The sequence below is a fragment of the Enterobacter cloacae complex sp. 342H5 genome, from assembly GCF_050030905.1.
Classification (GTDB): Bacteria; Pseudomonadota; Gammaproteobacteria; order Enterobacterales; family Enterobacteriaceae; genus Enterobacter; species Enterobacter intestinihominis.
In genome coordinates this window covers 1526560-1551883 of record NZ_JBLGVB010000001.1, presented here as the reverse complement: position 1 = coordinate 1551883, position 25324 = coordinate 1526560, and the positions used below count along the sequence as shown (strand labels likewise).

Sequence of the window (25324 nt, the reverse complement as noted above, 5' to 3'; positions counted from 1 at the left end):
GTCCTTGACGTTTACTTCCCTGAGGTTAGCCAGGGATTCATCCTCCTGTTTTACCTGGTAACACTGGGACTGGCTTACTGGATATGGCATTGAGGAACATCAATGCGTTACGCTTACTAATAAGGAAATTACATGTCTACACCCGCACACCTATGGCTAGAAGACGAGAACGGTTCGCCGATTATCGGTAGCTGCATGATGCCCACGCGTCTTGGTTCCATAGAGCTAAAATCGTTCTCCCACGGTGTAACCATTCCGGTTGATCCAAGCTGGGGTAAACTCACCGGCACGCGCGTCCATCGCCCTATTACGATAGTTAAAGAATTTGATCAGACTACCCCGCTTCTTTACCGCGCCGTGTGCGAAGGGAGAGTTATGAAGAAGGGGATCATTAAGATGTACCGCATTCTGGAGTCCGGGATCGAGGCCGAATATTTCAATATCGTGATGGAAAACGTTAAGTTCACGACAGTGGCACCCTTCATGACCCCTAACGGGATGAGCAGCACCCATCTTGAAACGCTCGAATTGCGTTACGAAGCAGTCTCATGGAAGTACACGGAGGGGAATATCATTTACCGTGACACCTGGAACGATCGCTGCTGCGCCTGAGCACAGAAGAGCGTTGAAAGTGAGCAGATATAAAGAAACCGTCCCCCTGGGGCGGTTTCTTTCCCATGACTATCAGGAGTAGTCCGGACAAGCCATAAAGACTATTTTGACCTTAGCGAGTCCTCCAGTCGCTTTTTTATCCTTCCTGCTATCTCCTTCTTCTCTCCTTTACTACAATCACATATGATTTAATGCATATGACACAAAACATTCAGGATGACAGAATGCTCCACCCGCTCCAGCTCTTCAAAACCCTCTCCGACGAAACGCGCCTCTCCATCGTCATGCTTCTGCGTGAAGCGGGCGAGCTGTGCGTCTGCGATCTCTGCTCCGCTACCAACGAGCCGCAGCCCAAAGTCTCCCGCCATATGGCATTGCTGCGTGAGGCCGGGCTGGTCATCGATCGTCGTGAGGGTAAATGGATCTACTACCGTCTCTCTCCCAACATGCCCGCGTGGGCGGCAACCGTTATCGATAACAGCTGGAACTGCCTGCGAGAAGAGACACGTATGAAGCTGAAAAACCGCCTCCCGGGCTCGTGCTGACCACAACACATTCACAAAAACAGATATAACGGAGTAAAAGATGTTTCTGGCAGGGGCTATTTTTCTGTTTACGCTGGTACTGGTTATCTGGCAGCCCAAAGGGCTCAGTATCGGCTGGAGTGCCACCATTGGCGCCGCGCTGGCGCTGGCGAGCGGTGTGATCCACGTTAACGATATTCCGGTGGTCTGGAACATCGTCTGGAATGCGACGGCCACGTTTATCGCGGTAATCGTTATCAGTTTGCTGCTGGATGAGTCCGGTTTTTTCGAGTGGGCGGCGCTGCACGTTGCTCGCTGGGGAAACGGTCGCGGGCGGTTGCTGTTTACCTGGATCGTGCTGCTGGGTGCGGCCGTGGCGGCGCTGTTCGCCAATGACGGTGCGGCATTGATCCTGACGCCTATCGTTATCGCCATGCTGCTGGCGCTGGGGTTCAGCAAGCAGGCCACGCTGGCGTTCGTGATGGCGGCGGGATTTATCGCCGATACCGCCAGCCTGCCGCTGATTGTCTCCAACCTGGTCAACATCGTCTCAGCGGACTTCTTTAAGCTGGGCTTTAGCGAATACGCCTCGGTGATGATCCCGGTTGATATCGCCGCAATTGCCGCGACGCTGGTGATGCTGCATCTGTTCTTCCGCAAGGAAATACCGCCGGAATATGACCTGGCAAAACTCCGCGAGCCCGCACGGGCCATTCATGACCTGCCGACGTTCAGAACGGGCTGGATCGTGCTGCTGCTACTGCTCGTCGGTTTCTTTGTGCTTGAACCTCTGGGTATCCCGGTCAGCGCTATCGCAACAACTGGCGCGCTGATTTTATTTGCCGTTGCGAAACGCGGGCACGCCATTAACACCGGGAAAGTGCTGCGCGGCGCACCCTGGCAGATCGTTATCTTTTCGCTGGGGATGTATCTGGTGGTGTATGGCCTGCGTAATGCCGGGCTGACGGAGTCTCTTTCAGGCGTTCTTGATCGCTTAGCCGGACACGGACTCTGGGCCACTACGCTGGGAACCGGATTTATCACCGCCTTTCTGTCATCCATAATGAACAATATGCCAACGGTATTGATCGGCGCGCTCTCCATTGAGGGTAGTGCGGCAACAGGCTTGATTAAGGAGGCGATGATTTACGCTAACGTGATTGGCTGCGATCTGGGGCCGAAAATCACCCCCATTGGTAGCCTGGCAACCCTGCTATGGCTTCATGTGCTGGCACAGAAAAACATGACCATTACCTGGGGCTACTATTTCAGGACGGGCATCATAATGACGCTGCCGGTTCTGTTTGTGACGCTCGCCGCGCTGGCGCTACGTCTCTCCTTCACACTGTAATGAGTAACGGATATGAGCAACATCACTATCTACCACAACCCGGCCTGCGGCACGTCGCGCAATACGCTGGAGATGATCCGCAACAGCGGTACGGAACCCGAAATTATTCTCTATCTTGAGAACCCACCGTCGCGTGATGAACTGACCAGGCTGATTGCAGACATGGGGATTCCCGTGTGCGATCTGCTGCGCAAAAACGTCGAGCCTTACGAGCAACTGGGCCTTGCCGGGGGAAATTTCACCGATGACCAGCTTATTGATTTCATGCTGCTATACCCCATTCTGATTAACCGTCCGATTGTGGTGACGCCGCTGGGTACACGTCTGTGCCGCCCTTCTGAAGTCGTTCTCGACATCCTTCCGGACGCGCAAAAAGGGGCATTTACAAAGGAAGATGGCGAAGTCGTCGTTGACGCCAGCGGGAAAAAAATCTCCTGACATCAGGCGTGGCCGGGGCGAGCGCTATCAGACGGTATCCTCGCCTGCAATCCGTCCCACTATCGCCCGGATCTCCTCCCGGGTTAACGGCGACCGGTCGGTTACAAAATGCAGCGTCATCCCCTCGATAAACGCATCCAGCGCACGGGCGGTGGCCGGATCAAACCACTGCTCAAGCGTAGTCTGACTCATCTTCATCCAGTCCTGCATCACCGTTTTCAGCGCGGCGCTGCGGTGCATAAAAGCGTACAGCTGATACATCAGCGCCATATTGTGTGGCGTGGTCACGGCTGAACTGTGGATCAGCGTGGTAATGGCCTCGCACGCCCTCTCCCGCCCGGTCACCCCCGCGAAGAAATCCCGGTACTGCTGAGACATCTGCTGCGTAAACCACGTGAACGCCTCCTCCAGAAGCGACTCCATCCCGTCGAAATAGTAGGTCATCGACCCCAGCGGCACGCCTGCGCAGGTGGCAATTTTGCGGTGCGTGACGGCATGAATACCGTGCTCAGCAATGGTGTCCAGCGTCGCCTGGAGTATCTTCTCGCGGCGGTTAGGGTCGTTCGGTGGTCTGCTCATAAAATCCTCATCCAGTTTGTGTACAAATGTACACAAAGTTGCTAGTGTTGTCGCTATTGTTGTACTTCTGGTGCTGATCCCAATGACGCTAACTTCTCCTCGCAAAGCCCTGCATCTGCGCATGTGGGCGCTGTTTATGTTCTTCTTCATCCCCGGGATGCTGATGGCTTCCTGGGCAACGCGCACCCCGGCAATCCGCGATACGCTGTCCGTCTCGACGGCGGAGATGGGGATCGTGCTGTTTGGCCTGTCGATTGGCTCGATGAGCGGCATCCTCTGCTCGGCCTGGCTGGTGAAGCGCTTTGGCACGCGCGCGGTGATCCGTACCACCATGTGCTGCGCCGTGGTGGGAATGTTCGCTTTGAGCGTGGCGCTGTGGTTCGCCTCGCCGCTGATGTTTGCCCTTGGGCTGATGGTATTTGGCGGCAGCTTTGGTGCGGCTGAAGTGGCCATTAACGTCGAGGGGGCCGCCGTCGAACAGGCGATGAACAAAACGGTGCTGCCCATGATGCATGGCTTTTACAGTCTCGGCACGCTGGCGGGCGCGGGCGTGGGGATGGCGCTGACGGCGCTGGGCATTGCGGCCAATGTGCACATTTTGCTGGCGGCGCTGGTCTGTATTATCCCGATCCTCACCGGCATCAGGGCTATTCCCGCAGGCACAGGACAACACGCCTCGGACGAACAGAAGTCTGCGGCAAAAGGGTTGCCCTTCTATCGTGATTTCCAGCTAATGCTGATTGGCGTGGTGGTGCTGGCGATGGCATTTGCTGAAGGCTCCGCCAACGACTGGCTACCGTTACTGATGGTGGACGGGCACGGATTTAGCCCCACCTCCGGCTCGCTGATCTACGCCGGATTTACGCTCGGCATGACCGTCGGACGCTTTACCGGCGGCTGGTTTATCGACCGCTACAGCCGCGTGGCGGTCGTCCGTGCCAGCGCCCTGCTGGGTGGGCTGGGCATCGCGATGATCATCTTTGTGGATGTGGACTGGATTGCCGGTGTGTCGGTGATCCTGTGGGGGCTGGGCGCCTCCCTTGGCTTCCCGCTGACCATTTCCGCTGCCAGCGATACCGGCCCCGATGCGCCGACGCGCGTGAGCGTTGTGGCGACCACGGGCTACCTTGCCTTCCTGGTGGGGCCACCGTTGCTTGGATTCCTCGGTGAGCACTACGGGTTGCGCAGCGCCATGCTGGTGGTGTTAGGGTTAGTGATTATTGCCGCCCTGGTGGCGCGTGCGGTGGCAAAACCGGAAGCAGAACAAACGACAATGGAGAAGGGATATGAGCGTTAAACTGATTGCAGTCGACATGGATGGCTCCTTCCTGAGCGATGCGAAAACCTATAATCGCGCGCGTTTTCTGGCGCAGTACGCGCGCATGAAAGCGCAAGGCATCCGTTTTGTGGTCGCCAGCGGAAACCAGTACTACCAGTTGATCTCATTTTTCCCCGAGATCGCCCATGAAATCGCCTTCGTCGCCGAAAACGGCGGCTGGGTGGTGGATGCGGGCGAAGACGTGTTTAACGGCGAACTGTCGAAAGAGCATTTTCTGACCGTCGCCACCCTGTTAAACGACGTGCCCGGCATTGAGATAATTGCCTGCGGAAAAAACAGCGCCTACACGCTGAAAACGTATAACGACCTCTTCAAAGAGATTGCGGCGAAATACTATCACCGCCTTGAAAGCGTCAGCAGCTTTGACAACCTCAACGATATTTTCTTCAAGTTCGGGCTTAACGTCTCTGACGACGAAATACCGCGCATTCAGGCGCTGCTGCATGAGAAGCTTGGCGACATCATGGTGCCGGTGACCACGGGTCACGGCAGTATCGACCTGATAATCCCTGGCGTGCACAAAGCTAACGGCTTGCGGATCCTGCAAGCGCGCTGGGGCATTGAGGACAGTGAAGTGGTGGCCTTTGGCGACAGCGGTAACGACGTGGAGATGCTGCGCCAGGCTGGGTTTGGCTTCGCGATGGCCAACGCCAGACCGCATATAAAGGCTGTGGCCCGCTATGAAGCGCCGAACAATAATGACGAAGGGGTGCTGGACGTGATTGATATGGTGCTGGAGGGGAAGGCGCCGTTTAATTGATTTCGTGCGCTCTGGTCCCTTCACCCTAACCCTCTCCCACCGGGCTGAGGGTTCCCCACAAAATAATGCCTGCACAGATGGCCCCCTCTCCCTTGAGGGAGAGGGCTGGGGTGAGGGGGAACATACGGCTCTGGTGGTCATTCCGTTCACTTTATGTTCCTTGCTACTCTGTCACGACATGACCGGTGAACGTGCCAGGGTGGCTCAGTCGCCACCACCCTGGCGACCCGGGCTTCCGGCGGAAAATCGCCGCTTCGCGGTGCCTTCGGCTTATTCCTTCCGGCTTATCGGGGACGGGCGGAGGTAACATCCCTGTAAAGCCCGCCCTCTCGGCGCATCCCTGCGCCTCGCCCCGGCCTACAGGAAACGCCTCAGCGATTTACAGCCGGACCGAGGCATCGCTGAAAGCCCTCAGTTATTCTGAGGCAACGTCATCGCTTTTGCTTTCAAATTACTGGGGATCCCTCAGCCCACAGGGAGAGGGAACTGTCCCGAGCTCGCCCAGGGGGGAGAGGGAATAAGGATTACGGTTGCAGGGCATTTCCGACGCGTTTGTCCTTCAGGAACACCACCATCAGACCTACCCACAGCACACCGTTTGCGAGGTTGAACAGGCTGAACAGCCCGTTACCGCCGAAAGCATAGGCATGTTTGCTCACCTCAATACCGACAGTGAAAATCAGCATTTGCAGCATCCCCATCGCGGCAGACACCGTGCCTTTACTCATTTCACTGGCGAACAGCGTCAGGCGCACTAGGCCAGCATTCGCCACGCCGATACCAAACGCGTAAACACTCAGTCCCGCCGTCATCCACAGGTACGCATGAGACGAGGCTACGGTCGCCACCGCCGCGATAATCAGCCCTGCCGCTATGGGCCAGCCGCCCAAAATAATCAGCGAACGCACGGTACGGCGTGACGTCAGACGCGCCAGCACCAGGTTACCGATAATCAGCGCGCCAAAAATCGGCACCTGTAACAGGCCATACTCATAGCTGCTAAGCTGTTCGCCGCTGATGATAATGACCGGCGACTGGGCAATCCACGCCAGCAGTGGCAGGCTGACAAACCCCGTCGCCAGCGCGCCCGCGACAAAACGACCGTTTTTCAGCACTGCCTTATAATCCCGCCCAAGCTCTTTAAGCGAGAGCTTTTCGCCCAGGCGGGTGGCGGTTTCCGGCATCGCACGGTGCAGGCCAAAGAAAGAGATAGCCGCAAGCGCGGCAAAGAGGACGAACATCCCCTCCCACGGCGCGACGTGAACCCATGCGGCTCCCACCAGCGGCCCAAGAAGCGGTGCAATCAGCGCCACGTTTGCCATCAGCGCGGTAATTTTGATACACACCGCCTCCTCAAACGACTCCTGAATAGCGGCATAGCCCACGGCGCCAATAAAGCACAGGCTCACGCCCTGAAGGAAACGCAGCAGCGTGAACTGCTCAATACTCTGCGCCAGCAGCGTGGCGAGACAGGTGACGATAAACCACACTACGCCCGTCAGCATCACCGGACGGCGGCCAATACGATCCGACAGCGGCCCTAACAGCCACTGTAAAAACATGCCGCCCGCCAGATAGGCGGTCATGGATGTCGGTACCCACTCAATACCTGCGTTGTACTGCTCAACCACAGCCAGCATGCCGGGCTGGATCATGTCGTTGCCGATGTAGGTAGAGAATTCGTAAAGCACCAGACACAGAGGAAAAAGTAACGCCTGACGACCCAGACGATTACCGGAAGAAGAACGGTTTATCATGCAATCTCTTTAGTATGAAAAAATCGCGATGAGTGTAATGAATTGCCGCTGTCTGAGATAGCAAATTAACGTGAAAAAACAGAAATAACGCACTTATCGTTGTTGTTTAAGGTTTCCTTAAGTTGCCCTCCCTATGATAGTGCTATTTCACGTTATTGACCGAAACTATGATACACGCCGTCAGCCCTTCAGAATTATCTAAGTTACCGACAAATAAGACAAAACGTCTTTACCGTTTGCCTGCCCGCTTTTATGGTTATCAACTTTTCGTGCTTATTGCCCTTGCGGTGCTTTTTACCTGGCTTTCGCGCGATGAATCGCTTGACCGATGGATAACCGGCTTCTGGTATGACGCAGCGACGCATCATTTTCCGCTACAGCAAAACCCGTTGCTGGATCTGCTGAACCATCGGCTGGCGAAATATGTGACCATTGTTATCGCTGCCGCATCGCTGATTTACGGCGCTTACAAACGCAATGCCCGACTGGTAACGGCCGCGCTTCTGATGGGGCTGGGTGCGCTGGTAGTAGGGGTGCTGAAAAGCATAAGCCACCACAGCTGTCCGTGGGATCTGGTGGAATATGGCGGCAGGTCCGTTTCGTATCCCCTGTTCAGCGCCGTTCCGGCAGACAGCGGACCGGGACGCTGCTTTCCCGGCGGCCACGCCTCAAGCGGGTTTATGGTGATGGGGCTGTTTTTTGCCTTCTGGCGTGAACGTCCGCGCCTGGCATGGTCCTTTGTCGCGTCAGGCGTTGTTATAGGGCTGGTGATGGGCTTCGGGCAGGTCATGCGCGGCGCGCATTTTTTCTCTCACAACCTGTGGGCCGGGTGGTGGGTCTGGTTTTCCCAGGTGCTGGTTTACGGGCTGGTTTCCGCCCGGTTTGCTAAAGAGTAACGAGATTATGTTAGAAAATCTGAACTACGAACTGTTTTACCTGCTCAACGCCACACCGTCGTCACCGGAATGGATGATCGATCTCGCCACCTTCATTGCGAAAGATCTGATTAGCATTGTACCGGCGCTGGCGGTGATCCTCTGGTTATGGGGGCCTCGTACACAGGTCACCGCCCAGCGCCATCTGGTGATCAAAATGGCGATGGCAATTGGCGTGAGCGTGCTGGCAAGCTACGTGCTGGGTCACGCCTTCCCGCACGATCGTCCGTTTGTCGATCGCGTCGGCTACAACTTCCTGCACCATGCGCCGGATGACTCGTTCCCGAGCGATCACGGCACGGTGATCTTCACCTTTGCGCTGGCCTTCCTGTTCTGGCATCGCCTGTGGTCCGGCGTAGTGCTGATGGGCGTGGCAGTCGCCATCGCCTGGTCCCGCGTCTACCTGGGGGTGCACTGGCCGCTGGATATGGTCGGCGGTTTCCTGGTGGGGCTGATGGGCTGCGTCAGCGCAGCCATCCTGTGGAGCCTTTTTGGCCCGGCGCTTTATCGTGGATTATCACAGGCCTATCGCGTTCTGTTTGCCCTTCCGATCCGCAAAGGCTGGATACGTGACTAACCCCGGTCCGTCAGGTTACACTTGAGCCCCCGCCCTGCGGGGGCTCACTTTTTTAGCCCGAGGATCTATGGAAACACGTCGCGATGACCGCATTGCTCAGCTGCTTCAGGCGCTGAAGCGCAGCGATAAGCTGCATCTTAAGGAAGCCGCTTCCCTGCTTGGCGTGTCTGAAATGACCATTCGTCGCGATCTGAACAGCGACAGCGCCCCCGTTGTGCTGCTTGGCGGGTATATTGTTCTGGAGCCGCGTAGCGCCAGCCATTATCTGTTAAGCGATCAAAAAACACGCCTGGTGGAAGAGAAGCGCAAAGCCGCGCGGCTCGCCGCCTCGCTGGTGCAGCCGCATCAAACGCTGTTTTTTGACTGCGGTACGACAACCCCGTGGATCATCGAGGCCATCGACAGCACCGTTCCCTTTACCGCCGTCTGTTATTCGCTAAATACCTTCCTGGCTTTGCAGGAGAAACCAGCATGCCGGGTGATTTTGTGTGGCGGCGAGTTTCATGCCAGCAACGCCATCTTCAAGCCGCTGAATATTCAGGACACGCTGAGCAATGTATGCCCTGATATCGCCTTTTACTCTGCGGCGGGCGTGAATGTGAAACAGGGGGCAACCTGTTTTAATCTTGAAGAGTTACCGGTGAAACAGTGGGCGCTCAACGCCGCGCAGCAGCATGTGCTGGTGGTTGATCACAGTAAATTTGGCAAGGTCCGTCCGGCAAGGATGGGAGAACTGTCGCGCTTTGACGCCATCGTCAGTGATTGCCGCCCGGATGACGAGCTGGTGGCATACGCGAAAGCGCAGCAGGTGAAGTTGATGTATTGAGGTTATGCCGGGTGGCGCTGCGCTTACCCGGCCTACGTTCGAGCCGTTGTAGGCCGGGTAAGGCGAAGCCGCCACCCGGCAAAAACTTAGCTGAACCAGCTGCCAAACCAGCCGTGGAATTTCATTAACACAAAGTCCCACATCCGGCTGAAGAAGCCGCCCTCTTCCACCGCTTCCATTACCACCAGCGGACGCTGCTCAATAGATTTGCCGTTAAGCTGGAAATCTATCGTCCCGACCACCTGACCTTTTTTCAGCGGTGCGGTGAGCTGTGGCTCGGTCAGGGTATAGCTGGCTTTCAGGTTTTTCAGCTGACCGCGTGGAATGGTGACGGAACCCGCTTCACCCGCTCCCAGGTTCACTTCACTTTTATCACCAAACCAGACGCGCTGACTCACGAAGGTAGCGTCCGGCTTAATCGGCGTGACGGTTTCAAAGAAGCGGAAACCCCAGGTCAGCAGTTTTTCGGATTCGTTAAAACGAATTCGGTCGGTTTTCGTTCCCAGCACCACTGAGATCAGGCGCATATCGCCCTGCGTCGCAGAAGCCACCAGGTTGTATCCGGCCCCGGCAGTTGTACCGGTTTTCATGCCGTCCACGTTAACGTTACTGCTCCACAGCAGACGGTTACGGTTAGGCTGGCGGATATTGTTGAAGGTAAACTCTTTCTCTTTATGGATAGCGTACTCATCCGGCACGTCATGGATCAGCGCTTTGCCCAGCAGCGCCATATCGCGCGCGGTACTGAACTGACCCGGCGCATCCAGGCCGTGAACAGTTTTAAAAGTGGTATTGGTCAGACCCAGTTTTTTCGCGTAGCCATTCATCAGCCCAATAAATGAGTCCTGACTGCCCGCGACGTAATCGGCCAGCGCAATACAGGCATCATTTCCCGACTGAATAATGACCCCTTTATTCAGATCGGACACGGAGACCTGGTCGCCAGGCTTCAGGAACATCACGGACGAGCCGCGCAGCGCCGGGTTACCGGTCGCCCAGGCATCTTTCCCGACGGTGACCATGTCATTCAGCTTGATCTTGCCCGCTTTCAACGCCTGGCCGACCACATAGCTGGTCATAATTTTCGTCAGGCTCGCCGGGTCGAGTTTCTCGTCGGCGTTACCTTCCGCCAGCACTTTCCCGCTGGCGTAATCCATCAGGATCCAGGCGCGCGCATCAACAGGCGGCGCTTCGGGCGCTGTCTGTTCCGCCGCATGGAGCGTTGGGGCAAAAAGGAAAAGCAGCGCCGAGCCTGCCGCCAGGCTGCGCAGAGAGGAAGTTTTTTGCGTCATAAATGCCACCCGAGTGTCCATTCTAAAAATCACGTCACAATCACCGTGTCGCAAGAAGCGATGAGTAATAGCGCACTACAGCCTTCAAAGAAACCTGTTCCAGGTAAAGTTTTTAAAGTTTATGCAATAACATTCAGATACGCTTTGATTGCGGTGTTTTTTTTAGCATCTGTTGCGTAATTGTTAGGTTTATCTCACCATGGCGAAAAGCTGACTCGGATTCACATCTCATCGGGAGTAAATATGATTACGCTGTGGGGCAGGAACAATTCGACCAACGTGAAAAAAGTGCTCTGGACGCTGGAAGAGCTGGATTTACCGTTTAAGCAGGTTATGGCGGGCCTGGAGTTTGGCGTGAATAAAGACGCGGACTACCTGGCGATGAACCCAAACGGACTGGTGCCGCTACTGCGCGATGACGAGACAGACGCCACGCTGTGGGAGTCTAACACCATCGTGCGATACCTCGCCGCGCAGTACGGCCAGGGTCGGCTGTGGGTAGAAAATCCAGCCCAGCGCGCGCAGGGCGAAAAATGGATGGACTGGGCAAACCAGACGCTTTCCCCAACGCACCGCGTGATCCTGATGGGGCTTATCCGTACGCCGGAAGCCGATCGTGATTATCCCGCCATTCATGCCGCCCAGGACGCGTGCGAGTCGCTGTTTGCGATGATGGACGACGAACTGGCGAAGCATACCTGGTTCTCCGGCGACACGTTCGGCGTGGGCGATATCGCCGTCGCCCCTTTCGTCTGGAACCTCACTAACATGGGTCTCAGCTGGACCCCGCGCCCTCACCTTCAGCGCTGGATCCAGCAGCTCAGCGAGCGCCCGGCGTATCGCAACGTGGTGATGATCCCGGTGACCTGATTACGACCCGGACGGGCTGACTTTCCAAAGCTGCCCGTCCGTCTCGTCGGTCAGCACGTACAGGTAACCATCCGGCCCGACGCGCACATCGCGAATTCGCTGATCTTTATCCCCAAGAATGCGCCCGTCCTCCGTCACGGTATTGCCCTTCACGCTCAGCACGATGACGTCTTTCTCCTTCAGCGCGCCGATAAACAGCTTGTTTTTCCACTGCGGGAAGACGTCGCTGTTGTAGAACGCCATGCCGCTGACGGCGGGCGACACTTTCCAGACAAACAGCGGTTTTTCAGTGCCCTCAACGTGCTCGCCTTTCGCTTCCGGGATTTTCAGGCCGCTGTAGTTGATCCCGTGCGTCGCCATCGGCCAGCCGTAATTTTTGCCTTTTTCAGGAATGTTGATCTCATCCCCGCCGCGAGGGCCGTGTTCATTAAGCCACAGCGCGTCGCTCCACGGGTTCATCGCCATCCCCTGCGGGTTGCGAATGCCGTAAGACCAGATTTCAGGCCGTGCACCGGCGGTGTTCACAAACGGGTTATCCGGCGGCACTTTCCCGTCCTCCGTCAGGCGCACCACCTTACCCTGAAGCTTATCCAGATCCTGCGCCGTCGGGCGCTGGTTGTTTTCACCTAAGCCAATAAAGAGATAGCCTTTGCCGTCGAACACCAGCCGTCCGCCAAAGTGGTTGCCAGTAGAGAGCTTCGGCATCTGTCGGAACACCACCTGGAAGCCCTCAATGCGCGAGAGGTCATCGCTCAACCGCCCGTAGCCCACCGCGGTGCCCGCTTTTCCATCATCACCCGCCTCGGCGAAGCTGAGCCAGATCCGCCGTGATTGTTCAAAATCCGGGGCCAGCACCACGTCCAGCAATCCGCCCTGGCCGCTCGCCCAGACCTTCGGCACGCCGACAATCGGATCGGAGAGCCCTTTCCCTGCCTGCCAGTGCTTAAGCTGCCCGTCTTTTAGCGTGATCAGCAGCCCCTTATTATCAGGCAGAAACGCCAGCGACCAGGGGTGATCCAGTTTTGTCTGTAGCACGTCGACCTTAACCGTCTCGGGCGCCGCAAGCAGCGAAAGCGGGAATAACAGTACAGGGAGGAAAAGCAGCGAGGATCGAGGCATAACGCACTCCTTTATCGGCATATGGCTTAAAGATTAGCCACTGTTCCCGGGTGCGTTAACACTTTTACAAAAGCTTAATCAAAAGGGGGAGTTGCCTCCCCCAGGTTCAGTGTCGGGCAAGCGTTTCCGGCTTGTTCAGACACATGATGCAAAGCGCGAGCGTGGTCAGGCAGTTTTCAAGCTTCTCCGCGTTAACGGCAATAAAATTCGGGCAGTCGTGACGTCCGTTCATCAAACAGACCCCGGCGATGGAAAGCACCTCGGCGGCGCGGCGCAGCGCCACTAATTCGTTTTCAGCGCAGTGCGCTTTCAGGATGGGTGCTTTATCACGCATGAAATTGCAAAGTTCAAAGAAATTATCACGCAGATTTTCGCTTTCGCTGACTGACATATACCCTTTCGCCTTGCGGAGTTGCAGATATGCAGCCAGGTCGATTCGGGCGTTGATCAGCTTGTTAAGCAGATCGCGTTTCAGTCTGTCAACGGACATGCTATTTCCTCCTCTGTCAGCCATGTTACCCTATTAATAATAAGGTCATTTTTTGTACAATGTGATGCCTGAGATCAATAAACGATAACTGATTAACATTCTTTACAATGTTACAACGATTGCCCGCCTCAACTGCGCCATCAAGAGTGTATAAATCCCCCGCGATACGCTGTAAAATCCCGCCCTGATAACTCCATAATTGATGAATTTTTAACCTATGAGCAATGTTACGCACCCGCCGAAAATCGGCTTTGTCTCCCTGGGCTGCCCGAAGAACCTGGTGGATTCCGAACGCATCCTGACTGAACTTCGCACTGAAGGCTATGACGTGGTGCCAAGCTACGACAACGCCGACATGGTGATCGTCAACACCTGTGGGTTCATCGACAGCGCGGTCCAGGAGTCACTGGAAGCCATTGGTGAAGCCCTGACGGAAAATGGCAAAGTGATTGTCACCGGCTGCCTGGGCGCGAAGGTGGATCAGATCCGCGAAGTGCACCCGAAGGTACTGGAGATCACCGGCCCGCACAGCTACGAGCAGGTGCTGGAACATGTTCATCACTACGTACCAAAGCCAAAGCACAACCCGTTCCTGAGCCTGGTGCCGGAACAGGGCGTGAAGCTGACGCCGCGCCACTATGCTTACCTGAAAATTTCCGAAGGCTGCAACCATCGCTGCACCTTCTGCATCATCCCGTCGATGCGTGGCGATTTGGTGAGCCGTCCGATTGGCGAGGTGCTGGCAGAAGCCAAACGCCTGGCCGACGCGGGCGTGAAGGAGTTACTGGTCATCTCCCAGGACACCTCCGCCTACGGCGTGGACGTCAAACACCGCTCCGGCTTCCATAACGGCGAGCCGGTAAAAACCAGCATGGTTGGCCTGTGCGAGCAGCTTGCTAAGCTCGGGATCTGGACGCGTCTGCACTACGTCTACCCTTACCCGCACGTTGACGACGTGATTCCGCTGATGGCGGAAGGCAAAATCCTGCCGTATCTGGATATCCCGTTACAGCACGCCAGCCCGCGCATTCTGAAGCTGATGAAGCGTCCTGGATCCGTTGACCGCCAGCTGGCGCGCATCAAGCAGTGGCGCGAGATCTGCCCTGAACTGACCCTGCGCTCCACCTTCATCGTTGGCTTCCCGGGTGAAACCGAAGAAGATTTCCAGATGCTGCTCGACTTCCTGAAAGAAGCGCGTCTGGATCGCGTGGGCTGCTTCAAGTACAGCCCGGTTGAAGGCGCAACGGCCAACGAGCTGGCGGACCAGGTACCGGAAGAAGTCAAAGAGGAACGCTGGAACCGCTTTATGCAGCTGCAACAGCAGATCTCTGCTGAACGCTTGCAGGAGAAAGTGGGCCGCGAAATTCTGGTCATTATCGACGAAGTGGACGAAGAAGGCGCGATTGGCCGCAGCATGGCGGATGCGCCTGAAATCGACGGTGCGGTGTACCTGAACGGGGAAACCAACGTCAAGCCGGGTGATATTATTCGCGTGAAGGTTGAAAACGCCGACGAGTATGATTTGTGGGGCAGCCGGGTTTAATCTTTAACCCCTCACCCCGGCCCTCTCCCCAAAGGGGCGAGGGGGAACAGACCGCACCGAGCAGTCCCCTCTCCCCTCAGGGGAGAGGGTTAGGGTGAGGGGTAACTCGCCTGCAAAAACCTACCCCCTTAAATCCGCGGATCCAGCGCGTCGCGCAGCCCATCCCCCAGCAGGTTAAACGCCAGCACGGTCAGGAAAATCGCCAGGCTCGGGAAGATCGCCACGTGCGGGGCGATCACCATATCCGCCCGCGCCTCGTTCAGCATCGCGCCCCACTCCGGCGTCGGCGGCTGTGCGCCTAACCCCAGAAACGACAGGCTGGCCGCCGAGATAATCGACACGCCTATGCGCATGGTGAAATAGACCACGATAGACGAGACCGTTCCCGGCAGAATATGGCTGAACAGGATAGTGGCATCGCCGGCTCCCATGCTGCGGGCCGACTCGATAAAGGTCTGCTGCTTCAGCACCAGCGTGTTGCCACGTACCAGGCGCGCGAAAGCGGGAATCGTGAATACCGCCACGGCGATGATGACGTTCGCCATGCCGCTGCCCATCACCGCCACCACGGCAATCGCCAGCAGAATACCGGGAAAGGCAAACAGCACGTCGCAGATACGCATGATGATGCGGTCCCACCAGCCTTCATAGTACCCGGCCACCAGCCCAAGCACGGTGCCAATCGCTGCGCCCATCAGCACCGCAAAGACCCCGGCCGCCAGCGAGATCTGCGCCCCTACCAGCACGCGGCTGAAAATATCGCGCCCGAGCGAGTCCACGCCAAACCAGTGCATCATCGACGGTCCATCGTTCAGCCGGTCGTAATCGAAGTAATTTTCCGCATCAAACGGGGCTATCCAGGGGGCGATAATCGCCACCAGGATCAGCAGTAACACAAACAACCCGGCGACCATAGCGACGGGCTGACGACGGAATCGACGCCAGAACTCAACCCACGGGGTGCGAATATGGTCCGGCCTGATCCCCGGCATAGCGTTTAAAATGGCCTGGCGACGCCAGTTCAGTAATCGCATCTTACTTATACCTGATGGCCGGGTTAATGGCGGCGTACAGCACATCCACCACTAAGTTGATAAGAATAAACTCCAGCGAGAAAAGCAGAACTTCAGCCTGAATAACCGGATAGTCACGCATATCGACCGAGTCGACCAGCAGGCGCCCCAGCCCCGGCCAGTTAAAGACCTTCTCAACCACGATAGAGCCGCCCAGCAGGAAGCCGAACTGTAGCCCCATCATCGTGACCACCGGGATCATCGCATTACGAAAACCATGCTTCAGAATGACCCATTTCTCACTCACCCCTTTTGCCCGCGCGGTGCGAATGTAATCTTCGCTCAGCACGTCGACAAAGGAGGCGCGGGTGAAACGGGCCATCACTGCCGCAACGGCTGCGCCAAGCGTCATAGAGGGCAGAATGTAGTGCTTCCAGGTGTCGGCCCCGACGGTGGGCAACCAGCCCAGCTCGACGGAGAAAATCTGCATCAGCAGCATACCCAGCGCAAACGCCGGGAAAGAGATACCGGTGACCGCCAGCGCCATACCGAGCTTATCCGGCCAGCGGTTGCGCCAGACGGCGGCGACAATCCCCGCGCCCAGGCCAAACACAACCGCCCAGCTCATACTGGCAATCGTTAACCAGAAGGTAGGCATAAAGCGGCTGGCAATCTCCTCCGACACCGGACGACGCGACACCATCGAGATGCCGAAATCGCCCTGAAGGACATTGCCAATGTAGCGCAGAAATTGCCGATACAGCGGCTGGTCAAGACCGAGCTGTTTACGCACCAGTTCTATAACCGTGGCATCCGCTTCCGGTCCGGCAATCAAACGCGCCGGATCGCCGGGCAGCATGTGGACAAACAAAAACACCAGCACGGCCACAATCAGCAGCGTCGGGATAAGCCCCAGCAGGCGTTTACACACATAATTCAGCATGAGTTTTATTTTAGATCCGCGTCATCAAAGCTAAAGCCCGTATCCGGCATGATGTAAAAACCGGTCAGCGCTTTATTGTGGGCTGAGACCAGTTTTTCCACCACCAGCGGCACCCACGGCGACTCTTTCCAGATAATGTCCTGCGCCTCTTTGTACAGTCGCGCTTTCTCTTCCGGTTTGGTGGTTTTCAGGGCATCGGCCAGATCCTTATCCACCTGCGGATTACTGTAGAACGCGGTATTGAACAGCGTTGGCGGCCAGTTCTGGGAAGCAAACAGCGGCGACAGGGACCAGTCCGCTTCACCGGTTGAAGCCGTCCAGCCGGTGTAGAACATCCGCACGCCGCTCTCTTTCTGTCCTTTGCCTTCCACTTCCGCCGCGCGCTGTCCGGCATCCATCGCCGTGACCCTGGCTTTAATGCCCACCTGCGCCAGCTGCTGCTGGGTAAATTGCAGCACCTTCTGCGCGGTACTGTGGTTATGCGACGACCACAGCGTGGTGCTAAAGCCGTTCGGATAGCCCGCCTCTTTCAGCAGTTCCCGCGCTTTCGCCGGATCGTACGGCCACGGCTGATAGCTCTGCGCGTACTCAATGGTTGGCGGCATCACGCCCGTCGCCGGGGTGGCGTAGCCGGCAAAGGCCACCTTCACCAGTGCCTGGCGGTTAATGGCGTAGTTGATGGCTTCGCGCACCTTCGGGTTATCAAACGGTTTCTGCGTGACGTTCATGCTGATGTAGCGCTGCATAATCGACGGGCTGGCCACCAGCTCCAGCTTGCTGTTTTTCGCCAGCAGCGCTGCCTGTTCGTAGGGGATCGGGAAGGCAAACTGCGCTTCGCCGGTTTGCAGCATCGCGGCGCGGGTATTGTTGTCCACGACCGGCCGCCAGGTGAGGGTATCCAGCTTCGGCAGCCCCGGCTGCCAGTATCCGGCGAATTTCTTCACCTTCACATAATCGGTCTGGTTCCAGGTAAGCAGTTCGTACGGTCCGGTCCCCACCGGGTGGAAGCCAATCTCTTTGCCGTATTTCTTCAACGCCGCAGGGGAAATCATCACCGTCGCGGGATGCGCCAGGATATTGATAAACGCCGAGAACGGCTCTTTGAGGGTGATCTTCACCGTCGCCGGATCAACCGCCTCGGTTTGGGCGATATTTTTATACAGGTTGTAGCGCTTAAGACCGTTTTCCGGATTGCTGGCTCGGTCCAGGTTGACCTTAACCGCCTCGGCGTTGAAGTCGGTGCCGTCCTGGAACTTCACGCCGGTACGGAGCTTAACGGTATAGACCAGCCCGTCGTCCGACACGGTATAGCCTTCCGCCAGCACGTTTTTCAGCTTCATCTCGCGGTCCAGGCCGAATAGCCCCTGGTAGAAGGATTTTGCCACCGCCTGAGAAAGGGTGTCGTTAGCATCATACGGATCCAGCGTCGTGAAGTTAGACCCCACAGCCACCACCACGTCTTTCGCCGCGATCGCGGGGGCGGCGGCCAGCGCAGCCGTCACGCTCGCGGCAAGCAGCCATTGACGAGCAACAAAAGGAACCATTGTGTTCTCCTGCCTGTTGTAAGTTATAACCGCGAGAATGCATTGCCCTGACGCGGGGGTGCGACAAAATGACCGGGACCGACTTCACGCAGCGCCACGCGCTCCAGAGTTTCGCCCCGTTTACGAATATTGCTCGGCATTTCGTCCTGCAACAGCACGCGCTGGGCGTGACGATGCTCAGGATCGGCAACCGGTACGGCGGCCATCAGCTTGCGGGTGTACGGATGCTGCGGGTTTTCAAATACCGCCCGACGGGGGCCAATTTCAACAATTTGCCCCATGTACATCACCGCCACGCGATGGCTGATCCGCTCAACCACCGCCATATCGTGAGAGATAAACAGAAACGCAATGCCCAAATCCCGCTGTAAATCGAGCAGGAGATTGATGATTTGCGCGCGGATGGAGACATCCAGCGCTGACACGGACTCATCCGCAATCACCACTTTCGGATTCAGGGCCAATGCCCGGGCTATGCAGATACGCTGTCGCTGACCGCCAGAAAATTCGTGCGGATAACGCCAGGCATGCTCCGGTTTCAGGCCCACGCGCTCCAGCAGCCACGCGACGCGGCGCTGCGCGGCTTCACCGTCGAGCAGGTTGTGCACCCGCAGCGGCTCCATAATCGAGTACCCCACCGTATGGCGCGGATCGAGCGACGCATAAGGATCCTGAAAAATAAACTGAATATCCCGGCGTACCGCCTGCAATTTACCATTGGGGAGTGTATCGATGCGCTCACCGTTGAAGGTGATGCTCCCCTCCTGCGACTCAACCAGCCTGAGCAGCGCCCGCCCGGTGGTGGATTTACCGCAGCCGGACTCCCCCACCAGCGCCAGCGTTTCGCCCGGCCAGAGATCAAAACTGACGTATTCAACCGCATGCACTTCGCGCTTCACGCGGTTAAGGATCCCGCTGCGCAGCGGGAAACGGGTCACCAGTTCACGCACTTCAAGGATCGGCCTGCCGGAAACCACCGTGTTCTGCTCGGTTTCGTCTTCCTGCTGGCCCTGTTCGGTCTGAGAGAACAGCGGAAAACGGCGCGGAAAATCACTGCCATTCATGGCGCCCAGACGCGGGACCGCCGCCAGCAGCGCTTTAGTATAAGGATGCACCGGCGCATGAAAGACCTGCTCCACCGTGCCGGTTTCCACAGCATTGCCCTGATGCATAACCAGCACCCGATCGGCAATATCCGCCACCACCCCCATATCGTGGGTGATGAATATCACCCCCATCTCCATCTCCTGCTGCAACACCTTAATCAGTTGCAGGATCTGGGCCTGAATGGTGACATCCAGCGCCGTGGTGGGTTCGTCCGCAATGAGCACCGCCGGACGGCACGACAGCGCCATCGCAATCATCACCCGCTGGCGCATGCCACCGGAAAGCTGATGCGGATAGCGGGACAAAATCGCGTGCGCCTCAGGGATACGTACCAGCTCCAGCATCCGTTTAGCTTCGTTAAGCGCCTCATCACCGCTCAATCCCTGATGCAGGCGGATAGATTCGGCAATCTGCTCGCCCACCGGGAAGACCGGGTTCAGGGAGGTCATCGGCTCCTGAAAAATCATCGCAATATCCGCCCCGCGCACCCCCTGCATCCGGGACGCGCTCAGCTCGTTGAGATCGATAACCTGACGATTGCGACGGCGCAACAGCATCCGCTCGCTGGTGACCTGCCCGCCCGTCTGCTCAAGCAGACGCATCAGCGCCAGCGCGGTAACCGATTTACCGGATCCGGACTCGCCGACAATCGCCAGCGTCTCGCCGCGCCTGAGCGAAAACGATAAATTCTGTACTGCAGGGATGAACTGCCGCTCTTCCTGAAAGGCAATATTCAGTTGGTGGACAGCCAGCACTTCGCAGTTGTCCAGCTCTTCACTGTGCGGCACGCAATGCCCCCTTATTCACGATAAATGCCTGTGCTGGGCGCATCGCCGGCATACCCCCACGCCCGGTACATCCCTTCACTGTTGAACGGCAGCGCCACGTTGCCCTCCCGATCCACCGCGATTAAGCCACCTTCTCCGCCCAGGGCTGGCAGTTTCTCCATTACCACCCGCTCGCAGGCCTCACTCAGGCTTAATCCGCCGTAATCCATTAGCGCGGTAATGTCGTAGGCCGCCAGCGCGCGAATAAACACTTCGCCAGTGCCGGTGCATGACACCGCCGCCGTGGCGTTATTAGCGTAACACCCGGCCCCCGGCAGCGGACTGTCGCCGACGCGTCCGGGAAGCTTGTTGGTCATACCGCCTGTCGACGTCGCGGCGGCGAGGTTACCGGCTTTATCCAGCGCCACCGCGCCTACCGTGCCCATTTTGCTGCGTTCATCGAGCGGCGCGGCATGGTCCAGCTGCGTCATCCCCGCTGTACGGGCCTCCAGCAACTGCCGGTAACGCTCCTCGGTGGAAAAAAGATCGGGCGAGACCGTATCCATCCCGTGCTCGACGGCAAATTTCTCCGCCCCCGCCCCGGTCAGCAGCACATGCGGGCTTTGATCCATCACCAGACGCGCGGCCAGTACGGGATTGCGCAGTCGGCTGACGCCCGCCACCGCCCCCGCTTTCAGGGTGATGCCGTCCATCACGCAGGCATCCAGTTCATGCGTTTCATCGCGCGTAAAGACCGAGCCAATACCGGCATTAAACAGCGGACACTCCTCCAGCAGGCGCACCGCTTCGGTCACCACGTCCAGCGCGCTTTTGCCCGCTTCCAGCATGCGCTGGCCTGTTTCCACAATGGCGTTCAGCGCATCAATATAACGCTTCTCCTGCTCGGGACTGAGCTGTGCACGGGTGATTGCCCCGGCACCGCCATGAATTGCGATAACCGCTTTACTCATTTCGCATCACCCATCAGCCTGGCTGGCTGCTTTTTCTATAAATATCATTATCGTCGACGAATCTTCAGATGATTTTTGAATATAGAAAGACGCAACTGTGATGTAAAGCTTACACCCATCGGGTCATACAGTTAGCCGCACTTTTCTGCCATAATGAGCGCTTTCGTTGTTACTCCGCAGGAGCCCACCATGGATTTTACCGCCGGACTGATGCCGCTTGAGACGGCACTCTCGCAGATGCTTGATCGTATTACTCCCCTGCACGACGTTGAGACGCTGCCGCTTGTGCGCTGTTTTGGCCGTATTGCCGCGCGCGATATCGTCTCGCCGCTGAACGTGCCGGGGTTCGATAACGCGGCGATGGACGGCTATGCCGTACGTCTGGCGGATTTGCAAACGGGTCAGCCGCTGCCGGTGGCAGGTAAAGCCTTTGCCGGGCAGCCGTTCAACGGTGAGTGGCCAGCGGACACCTGCGTGCGCATTATGACCGGCGCGCCGGTGCCAAAGGGCTGTGAAGCCGTGGTGATGCAGGAAGAGACCGAACTAACGGACGACGGCGTGCGTTTTACCGCCAGCGTCAAAGCGGGACAGAATATCCGCCACATCGGGGAAGACATTACCCTCGGCGCAACGGTCTTTGCCGCCGGGCAAAAACTGACGGTCGCCGAACTGCCGGTGCTGGCATCGCTTGGCATCGCGGAGATTGACGTTGTCCGCAAGGTACGCGTGGCGGTGTTCTCAACGGGAGACGAGCTACAGCTTCCGGGTCAGCCGCTGAACGAGGGGCAGATTTACGACACCAACCGTCTGGCGGTGCACCTGATGCTTGAGCAACTGGGCTGCGAGGTGATTAACCTCGGCATCATTCCTGACGATCCGGAGAAACTGCGCACGGCGTTTATCGACGCGGACGCCTCTGCCGACGTGGTGATCAGCTCCGGCGGCGTTTCGGTTGGCGAAGCGGATTACACCAAAACCCTGCTTGAAGAGCTGGGTGAAATCGCCTTCTGGAAGCTGGCGATTAAACCGGGCAAACCGTTCGCGTTTGGCAAACTTCCGCACAGCTGGTTCTGTGGCCTGCCGGGTAACCCGGTCTCTGCCGCGCTGACCTTCTACCAGCTGGTGATCCCGCTGCTGGCGAAGCTTTCAGGCAACAATGCCGACCCGCTGCCGGAACGTGTGCGCGTGCGGGCGGCAACGCGCCTCAAAAAATCTCCGGGCCGTCTCGATTTCCAGCGCGGCATTCTGGCGCGCAACGCCGATGGCGAGCTGGAGGTGAGCACCACCGGGCATCAGGGTTCGCACATCTTTAGCTCCTTCAGCCAGGGTAACTGCTTTATCGTGCTGGAGCGCGATCGCGGCCACGTTGAGGCGGGCGAATGGGTTGAAGTGGAACGCTTTAACCACCTGTTCGGAGGCTGACATGACGGTGGAACTGAGCGACCCGGAGATGATGCGCTACAACCGCCAGATCGTGCTGCGCGGGTTTGATTTCGAGGGTCAGGAAGCGCTCAAGGCGGCCAGCGTGCTGGTTGTCGGCCTTGGCGGGCTGGGCTGCGCGGCGGCGCAATATCTGGCTGCGGCGGGCGTCGGCCGCATGACGCTACTGGATTTCGATACCGTGTCGGTGTCGAACCTGCAACGCCAGACGCTGCACAGCGACGCGACGGTTGGTCAGCCGAAAGTGGAATCTGCGCGCACGGCGCTGGCGCGAATTAACCCCAACGTTCAGTTCACCCTGATTGACGCGATGCTGGATGACGACGCGCTGTTTGCGCAGATTGCTCGGCATGACCTGGTGCTGGACTGCACCGATAACGTAGCCATTCGTAACCAGCTCAATGCGGGCTGCTTTGCCCATAAAACGCCGCTAATTTCCGGCGCGGCCATCCGCATGGAGGGGCAAATCAGCGTTTTCACCTACGCTGAGGGAGAGCCCTGCTACCGTTGCCTGAGCCGTCTGTTTGGCGAGAATGCGCTGACCTGCGTCGAGGCGGGCGTGATGGCGCCGCTGGTTGGGGTGATTGGTTCCTTGCAGGCGATGGAGGCGATTAAGGTGCTGGCGCATTACGGCACGCCCGCAGCGGGCAAAATCGTGATGTATGACGCGATGACCTGTCAGTTCCGCGAGATGAAGCTGATGCGTAATCCGGGGTGTGAGGTGTGCGGAGGTTAAACCCTGCTGCGGCCTGATGCCCTCACCCCGGCCCTCTCCCACAGGGAGAGGGAGAAAATCGTAGGCCGGGTAAGCGTCAGCGCCACCCGGCAACAGCATCAAATAGACGTCCGCCCAAACGCCCCCTGCCAGTCCTGCTCAAACTTCACAATTGCCGCATCTACTGCCGGAGAGGTAATAAACTGCTGCGCCACGTCCAGCGGCAGCGTGATGGACTCGCACCCTGCCAGCAGGCAGTCCAGCGCCTGGCGCGGCGTTTTAAAGCTCGCGGCGAGCACTTTTGACTGCGGTGCGTGCAGCGTAAGCAATTGTTGCAGTTCAATCACCGTCTGGATCCCGTCCCCGCCCTGCGCGTCCACGCGGTTCACGTAAGGGGCCACATACTCAGCACCCGCCAGCGCGGAGAGCATCCCCTGCGCTGCGCCGTATACCGCGGTACCCAGCGTCGGGATCCCTTCTGCTTTCAGCATCTTGATCGCCGCCAGCCCTTCAGCGGTCACGGGCACTTTCACCACCAGGTCATCGATTATCGCGCGCAGCTTACGTGCGTCTTCCACCATCCCCTCGGCGGTCTTCGCCATCACCTGGGCGAACAGCCGGCCCTTGCCGCCCAGCGCGTCGTGCAGCGCGGGCAGCAACTCTTCCAGGGGGGTTTTACCCGCCGCCACAATGCTTGGGTTAGTGGTCACGCCCGCCAGCGGGAAGATACGCGCCAGCTTTTTGACTGCCGCAACGTCAGATGTGTCGAGATAAAGTTCCATGATGTCACCCTCAAAATTAGCCTGCATTTACCCTATCACGAGAAAACCTGCTCATGAATTGACCCATATCAAGATAACTTTCATTCGAAAGTAATTTAATCTTCATATGTAATTAGAGGGCAAAAAAATGATCTTCAACATACAGCGTTACTCCACCCACGACGGCCCCGGTATTCGAACCGTGGTGTTCCTGAAAGGCTGCTCGCTGGGCTGTCGCTGGTGCCAGAACCCGGAAAGCCGCTCCCGCACGCGGGACGTCCTGTTTGACGCCCGTCTGTGTCTGGACGGCTGTGACCTGTGTCAGCAGGCCGCGCCAGGGTGTGTTGAACGCGCGCTGAACGGGTTGACCATCCATCGTGAAAAATTAAGTGAAAAGACGCTCACTGCCCTCACCGACTGCTGCCCGACGCAGGCGCTTACCGTCTGCGGTGAAGAGAAGCAGGTGGAGGAGATTATGGCCACCGTGCTGCGCGACAAGCCCTTCTACGACCGCAGCGGCGGCGGGATCACCCTTTCCGGCGGCGAGCCGTTTATGAATCCTGACCTGGCGCACGCCCTGTTTAAAGCCAGCCATGAACAAGGCATTCATACTGCGGTTGAAACCTGCCTTCACGTGCCCTGGCATTATATCGAGCCTTCACTGCCGTATGTCGATCTGTTCCTGGCGGACCTGAAACATGTCGACGGCGAGGTGTTCAAGCAGTGGACCGATGGCTCTGCTAAGCGGATCCTGGACAACCTGAAGCGCCTGGCTACCGTCGGGAAGAAGATCACCATCCGCGTGCCGCTGATCCAGGGCTTTAACGCCGATGAAGCGTCGGTTACCGCCATTACCAACTTCGCCGCCGATGAACTCGGCGTCGATGATATTCATTTTCTGCCGTATCACACGCTGGGCATGAACAAATACACCCTGCTCGGCCAACCCTACTCTGCCCCTGACAAACCGCTGGATAACCCTGCCCTGCTGGACTTCGCGCAGCAGTATGCCTGCCAGAAAGGGTTAACCGCGACCTTACGAGGATAAACT

Annotated in this window: 25 protein-coding genes; 14 read left to right on the top strand and 11 right to left on the bottom strand. The window is 57.6% G+C overall.

The window, feature by feature from the left end:
- Positions 1-132 precede the first annotated feature (132 nt).
- From ACQG03_RS07485 to arsC, 4 genes are all read left to right on the top strand, one after another.
- Complete coding sequence (locus ACQG03_RS07485) at positions 133-612, top strand: Hcp family type VI secretion system effector (RefSeq protein ID WP_063163412.1); 480 nt, start codon at positions 133-135, stop codon at positions 610-612.
- A 224-nt stretch (positions 613-836) separates the two neighbouring features.
- Positions 837-1157: a metalloregulator ArsR/SmtB family transcription factor gene (locus ACQG03_RS07480; RefSeq protein ID WP_038415737.1), complete on the top strand. Its 321-nt coding sequence runs from the start codon at positions 837-839 to the stop codon at positions 1155-1157.
- A 40-nt stretch (positions 1158-1197) separates the two neighbouring features.
- On the top strand, positions 1198-2487 hold the full coding sequence (locus ACQG03_RS07475; RefSeq protein WP_023299679.1) for an arsenic transporter: 1290 nt from the start codon (positions 1198-1200) through the stop codon (positions 2485-2487).
- Positions 2488-2499: 12 nt separating this feature from the next.
- Entirely contained in the window at positions 2500-2925 is a 426-nt protein-coding gene (gene arsC / locus ACQG03_RS07470) for a glutaredoxin-dependent arsenate reductase (protein ID WP_023299678.1), read from the top strand.
- Between the two features lie 27 nt (positions 2926-2952).
- Here arsC and ACQG03_RS07465 read toward each other — a convergent pair whose 3' ends face one another.
- The gene (locus ACQG03_RS07465) at positions 2953-3504 is read right to left on the bottom strand and encodes a TetR/AcrR family transcriptional regulator (protein WP_032624580.1); all 552 of its coding nucleotides are present in this window, start codon (positions 3502-3504) and stop codon (positions 2953-2955) included.
- A gap of 82 nt (positions 3505-3586) precedes the next feature.
- Between ACQG03_RS07465 and ACQG03_RS07460 the strand changes: the two genes are divergently transcribed.
- Together ACQG03_RS07460 and ACQG03_RS07455 are read left to right on the top strand one after the other, a co-directional pair.
- Complete coding sequence (locus ACQG03_RS07460) at positions 3587-4801, top strand: MFS transporter (protein ID WP_063163413.1); 1215 nt, start codon at positions 3587-3589, stop codon at positions 4799-4801.
- A complete protein-coding gene (locus ACQG03_RS07455) occupies positions 4791-5603 on the top strand; it encodes a Cof-type HAD-IIB family hydrolase (protein WP_022647558.1) in 813 nt (270 codons plus the stop codon). Before ACQG03_RS07460 ends, ACQG03_RS07455 begins: the two co-directional genes overlap by 11 nt.
- A gap of 524 nt (positions 5604-6127) precedes the next feature.
- On the opposite strand, the gene ACQG03_RS07450 is transcribed toward ACQG03_RS07455, so the two are convergent.
- Positions 6128-7360, bottom strand: a complete 1233-nt coding sequence (locus tag ACQG03_RS07450; protein WP_045621923.1) for an MFS transporter — start codon at positions 7358-7360, stop codon at positions 6128-6130.
- Between the two features lie 167 nt (positions 7361-7527).
- Between ACQG03_RS07450 and ACQG03_RS07445 the strand changes: the two genes are divergently transcribed.
- The 3 genes from ACQG03_RS07445 (at position 7528) to deoR (ending at position 9698) form a co-directional block, all read left to right on the top strand.
- Positions 7528-8256: a phosphatase PAP2 family protein gene (locus tag ACQG03_RS07445; protein WP_063163414.1), complete on the top strand. Its 729-nt coding sequence runs from the start codon at positions 7528-7530 to the stop codon at positions 8254-8256.
- A 7-nt stretch (positions 8257-8263) separates the two neighbouring features.
- The gene (gene ybjG, locus ACQG03_RS07440; RefSeq protein WP_022647555.1) at positions 8264-8872 is read left to right on the top strand and encodes an undecaprenyl-diphosphate phosphatase; all 609 of its coding nucleotides are present in this window, start codon (positions 8264-8266) and stop codon (positions 8870-8872) included.
- Between the two features lie 67 nt (positions 8873-8939).
- Positions 8940-9698 (top strand): DNA-binding transcriptional repressor DeoR, encoded by a 759-nt coding sequence (gene deoR / locus ACQG03_RS07435; protein WP_022647554.1) that lies wholly within the window; start codon positions 8940-8942, stop codon positions 9696-9698.
- 86 nt (positions 9699-9784) lie between these two features.
- On the opposite strand, the gene dacC is transcribed toward deoR, so the two are convergent.
- Entirely contained in the window at positions 9785-10990 is a 1206-nt protein-coding gene (gene dacC / locus ACQG03_RS07430) for a serine-type D-Ala-D-Ala carboxypeptidase (RefSeq protein WP_023299674.1), read from the bottom strand.
- A 243-nt stretch (positions 10991-11233) separates the two neighbouring features.
- Between dacC and ACQG03_RS07425 the strand changes: the two genes are divergently transcribed.
- Positions 11234-11860, top strand: coding sequence for a glutathione S-transferase family protein (locus ACQG03_RS07425; RefSeq protein ID WP_022647552.1), 627 nt, complete (start codon positions 11234-11236; stop codon positions 11858-11860).
- On the opposite strand, the gene ACQG03_RS07420 is transcribed toward ACQG03_RS07425, so the two are convergent.
- Complete coding sequence (locus ACQG03_RS07420) at positions 11861-12979, bottom strand: PQQ-dependent sugar dehydrogenase (protein ID WP_058676913.1); 1119 nt, start codon at positions 12977-12979, stop codon at positions 11861-11863.
- 106 nt (positions 12980-13085) lie between these two features.
- Positions 13086-13469: a biofilm formation regulator BssR gene (bssR, locus tag ACQG03_RS07415; RefSeq protein WP_022647550.1), complete on the bottom strand. Its 384-nt coding sequence runs from the start codon at positions 13467-13469 to the stop codon at positions 13086-13088.
- Between the two features lie 217 nt (positions 13470-13686).
- Between bssR and rimO the strand changes: the two genes are divergently transcribed.
- Entirely contained in the window at positions 13687-15012 is a 1326-nt protein-coding gene (rimO, locus tag ACQG03_RS07410; RefSeq protein ID WP_023299671.1) for a 30S ribosomal protein S12 methylthiotransferase RimO, read from the top strand.
- Positions 15013-15140: 128 nt separating this feature from the next.
- On the opposite strand, the gene gsiD is transcribed toward rimO, so the two are convergent.
- The 5 genes from gsiD to iaaA are packed head-to-tail and all read right to left on the bottom strand — an operon-like array spanning position 15141 to position 21357.
- Positions 15141-16046 (bottom strand): glutathione ABC transporter permease GsiD, encoded by a 906-nt coding sequence (gene gsiD, locus ACQG03_RS07405; protein ID WP_426726109.1) that lies wholly within the window; start codon positions 16044-16046, stop codon positions 15141-15143.
- 1 nt (position 16047) lies between these two features.
- Positions 16048-16968: a glutathione ABC transporter permease GsiC gene (gene gsiC / locus ACQG03_RS07400; protein ID WP_006809475.1), complete on the bottom strand. Its 921-nt coding sequence runs from the start codon at positions 16966-16968 to the stop codon at positions 16048-16050.
- Between the two features lie 5 nt (positions 16969-16973).
- On the bottom strand, positions 16974-18512 hold the full coding sequence (gsiB, locus tag ACQG03_RS07395; protein ID WP_022647547.1) for a glutathione ABC transporter substrate-binding protein GsiB: 1539 nt from the start codon (positions 18510-18512) through the stop codon (positions 16974-16976).
- A 23-nt stretch (positions 18513-18535) separates the two neighbouring features.
- A complete protein-coding gene (gene gsiA / locus ACQG03_RS07390) occupies positions 18536-20407 on the bottom strand; it encodes a glutathione ABC transporter ATP-binding protein GsiA (RefSeq protein ID WP_063149502.1) in 1872 nt (623 codons plus the stop codon).
- A gap of 11 nt (positions 20408-20418) precedes the next feature.
- Positions 20419-21357 (bottom strand): beta-aspartyl-peptidase, encoded by a 939-nt coding sequence (gene iaaA / locus ACQG03_RS07385; protein WP_038415732.1) that lies wholly within the window; start codon positions 21355-21357, stop codon positions 20419-20421.
- 189 nt (positions 21358-21546) lie between these two features.
- Here iaaA and moeA point away from each other — a divergent pair, with 189 nt between their 5' ends.
- Complete coding sequence (moeA, locus tag ACQG03_RS07380) at positions 21547-22779, top strand: molybdopterin molybdotransferase MoeA (protein WP_022647544.1); 1233 nt, start codon at positions 21547-21549, stop codon at positions 22777-22779.
- A gap of 1 nt (position 22780) precedes the next feature.
- Entirely contained in the window at positions 22781-23533 is a 753-nt protein-coding gene (moeB, locus tag ACQG03_RS07375; protein WP_038415730.1) for a molybdopterin-synthase adenylyltransferase MoeB, read from the top strand.
- A 98-nt stretch (positions 23534-23631) separates the two neighbouring features.
- Here moeB and fsa read toward each other — a convergent pair whose 3' ends face one another.
- Positions 23632-24294, bottom strand: a complete 663-nt coding sequence (gene fsa / locus ACQG03_RS07370) for a fructose-6-phosphate aldolase (protein WP_022647542.1) — start codon at positions 24292-24294, stop codon at positions 23632-23634.
- Positions 24295-24421: 127 nt separating this feature from the next.
- Here fsa and ACQG03_RS07365 point away from each other — a divergent pair, with 127 nt between their 5' ends.
- The gene (locus tag ACQG03_RS07365; RefSeq protein WP_023305754.1) at positions 24422-25321 is read left to right on the top strand and encodes a glycyl-radical enzyme activating protein; all 900 of its coding nucleotides are present in this window, start codon (positions 24422-24424) and stop codon (positions 25319-25321) included.
- The last annotated feature ends 3 nt before the right edge of the window (positions 25322-25324 follow it).

What these genes read in the sequence shown, in the direction of transcription:
- ACQG03_RS07485 (WP_063163412.1), top strand. Translation starts at nt 133, where the DNA reads ATGTCTACACCCGCACACCTATGGCTAGAAGACGAGAACGGTTCGCCG.
- ACQG03_RS07480 (WP_038415737.1), top strand. Translation starts at nt 837, where the DNA reads ATGCTCCACCCGCTCCAGCTCTTCAAAACCCTCTCCGACGAAACGCGC.
- ACQG03_RS07475 (WP_023299679.1), top strand. Translation starts at nt 1,198, where the DNA reads ATGTTTCTGGCAGGGGCTATTTTTCTGTTTACGCTGGTACTGGTTATC.
- arsC (WP_023299678.1), top strand. Translation starts at nt 2,500, where the DNA reads ATGAGCAACATCACTATCTACCACAACCCGGCCTGCGGCACGTCGCGC.
- ACQG03_RS07465 (WP_032624580.1), bottom strand. Translation starts at nt 3,504, where the DNA reads ATGAGCAGACCACCGAACGACCCTAACCGCCGCGAGAAGATACTCCAG.
- ACQG03_RS07460 (WP_063163413.1), top strand. Translation starts at nt 3,587, where the DNA reads ATGACGCTAACTTCTCCTCGCAAAGCCCTGCATCTGCGCATGTGGGCG.
- ACQG03_RS07455 (WP_022647558.1), top strand. Translation starts at nt 4,791, where the DNA reads ATGAGCGTTAAACTGATTGCAGTCGACATGGATGGCTCCTTCCTGAGC.
- ACQG03_RS07450 (WP_045621923.1), bottom strand. Translation starts at nt 7,360, where the DNA reads ATGATAAACCGTTCTTCTTCCGGTAATCGTCTGGGTCGTCAGGCGTTA.
- ACQG03_RS07445 (WP_063163414.1), top strand. Translation starts at nt 7,528, where the DNA reads ATGATACACGCCGTCAGCCCTTCAGAATTATCTAAGTTACCGACAAAT.
- ybjG (WP_022647555.1), top strand. Translation starts at nt 8,264, where the DNA reads ATGTTAGAAAATCTGAACTACGAACTGTTTTACCTGCTCAACGCCACA.
- deoR (WP_022647554.1), top strand. Translation starts at nt 8,940, where the DNA reads ATGGAAACACGTCGCGATGACCGCATTGCTCAGCTGCTTCAGGCGCTG.
- dacC (WP_023299674.1), bottom strand. Translation starts at nt 10,990, where the DNA reads ATGACGCAAAAAACTTCCTCTCTGCGCAGCCTGGCGGCAGGCTCGGCG.
- ACQG03_RS07425 (WP_022647552.1), top strand. Translation starts at nt 11,234, where the DNA reads ATGATTACGCTGTGGGGCAGGAACAATTCGACCAACGTGAAAAAAGTG.
- ACQG03_RS07420 (WP_058676913.1), bottom strand. Translation starts at nt 12,979, where the DNA reads ATGCCTCGATCCTCGCTGCTTTTCCTCCCTGTACTGTTATTCCCGCTT.
- bssR (WP_022647550.1), bottom strand. Translation starts at nt 13,469, where the DNA reads ATGTCCGTTGACAGACTGAAACGCGATCTGCTTAACAAGCTGATCAAC.
- rimO (WP_023299671.1), top strand. Translation starts at nt 13,687, where the DNA reads ATGAGCAATGTTACGCACCCGCCGAAAATCGGCTTTGTCTCCCTGGGC.
- gsiD (WP_426726109.1), bottom strand. Translation starts at nt 16,046, where the DNA reads ATGCGATTACTGAACTGGCGTCGCCAGGCCATTTTAAACGCTATGCCG.
- gsiC (WP_006809475.1), bottom strand. Translation starts at nt 16,968, where the DNA reads ATGCTGAATTATGTGTGTAAACGCCTGCTGGGGCTTATCCCGACGCTG.
- gsiB (WP_022647547.1), bottom strand. Translation starts at nt 18,512, where the DNA reads ATGGTTCCTTTTGTTGCTCGTCAATGGCTGCTTGCCGCGAGCGTGACG.
- iaaA (WP_038415732.1), bottom strand. Translation starts at nt 21,357, where the DNA reads ATGAGTAAAGCGGTTATCGCAATTCATGGCGGTGCCGGGGCAATCACC.
- moeA (WP_022647544.1), top strand. Translation starts at nt 21,547, where the DNA reads ATGGATTTTACCGCCGGACTGATGCCGCTTGAGACGGCACTCTCGCAG.
- moeB (WP_038415730.1), top strand. Translation starts at nt 22,781, where the DNA reads ATGACGGTGGAACTGAGCGACCCGGAGATGATGCGCTACAACCGCCAG.
- fsa (WP_022647542.1), bottom strand. Translation starts at nt 24,294, where the DNA reads ATGGAACTTTATCTCGACACATCTGACGTTGCGGCAGTCAAAAAGCTG.
- ACQG03_RS07365 (WP_023305754.1), top strand. Translation starts at nt 24,422, where the DNA reads ATGATCTTCAACATACAGCGTTACTCCACCCACGACGGCCCCGGTATT.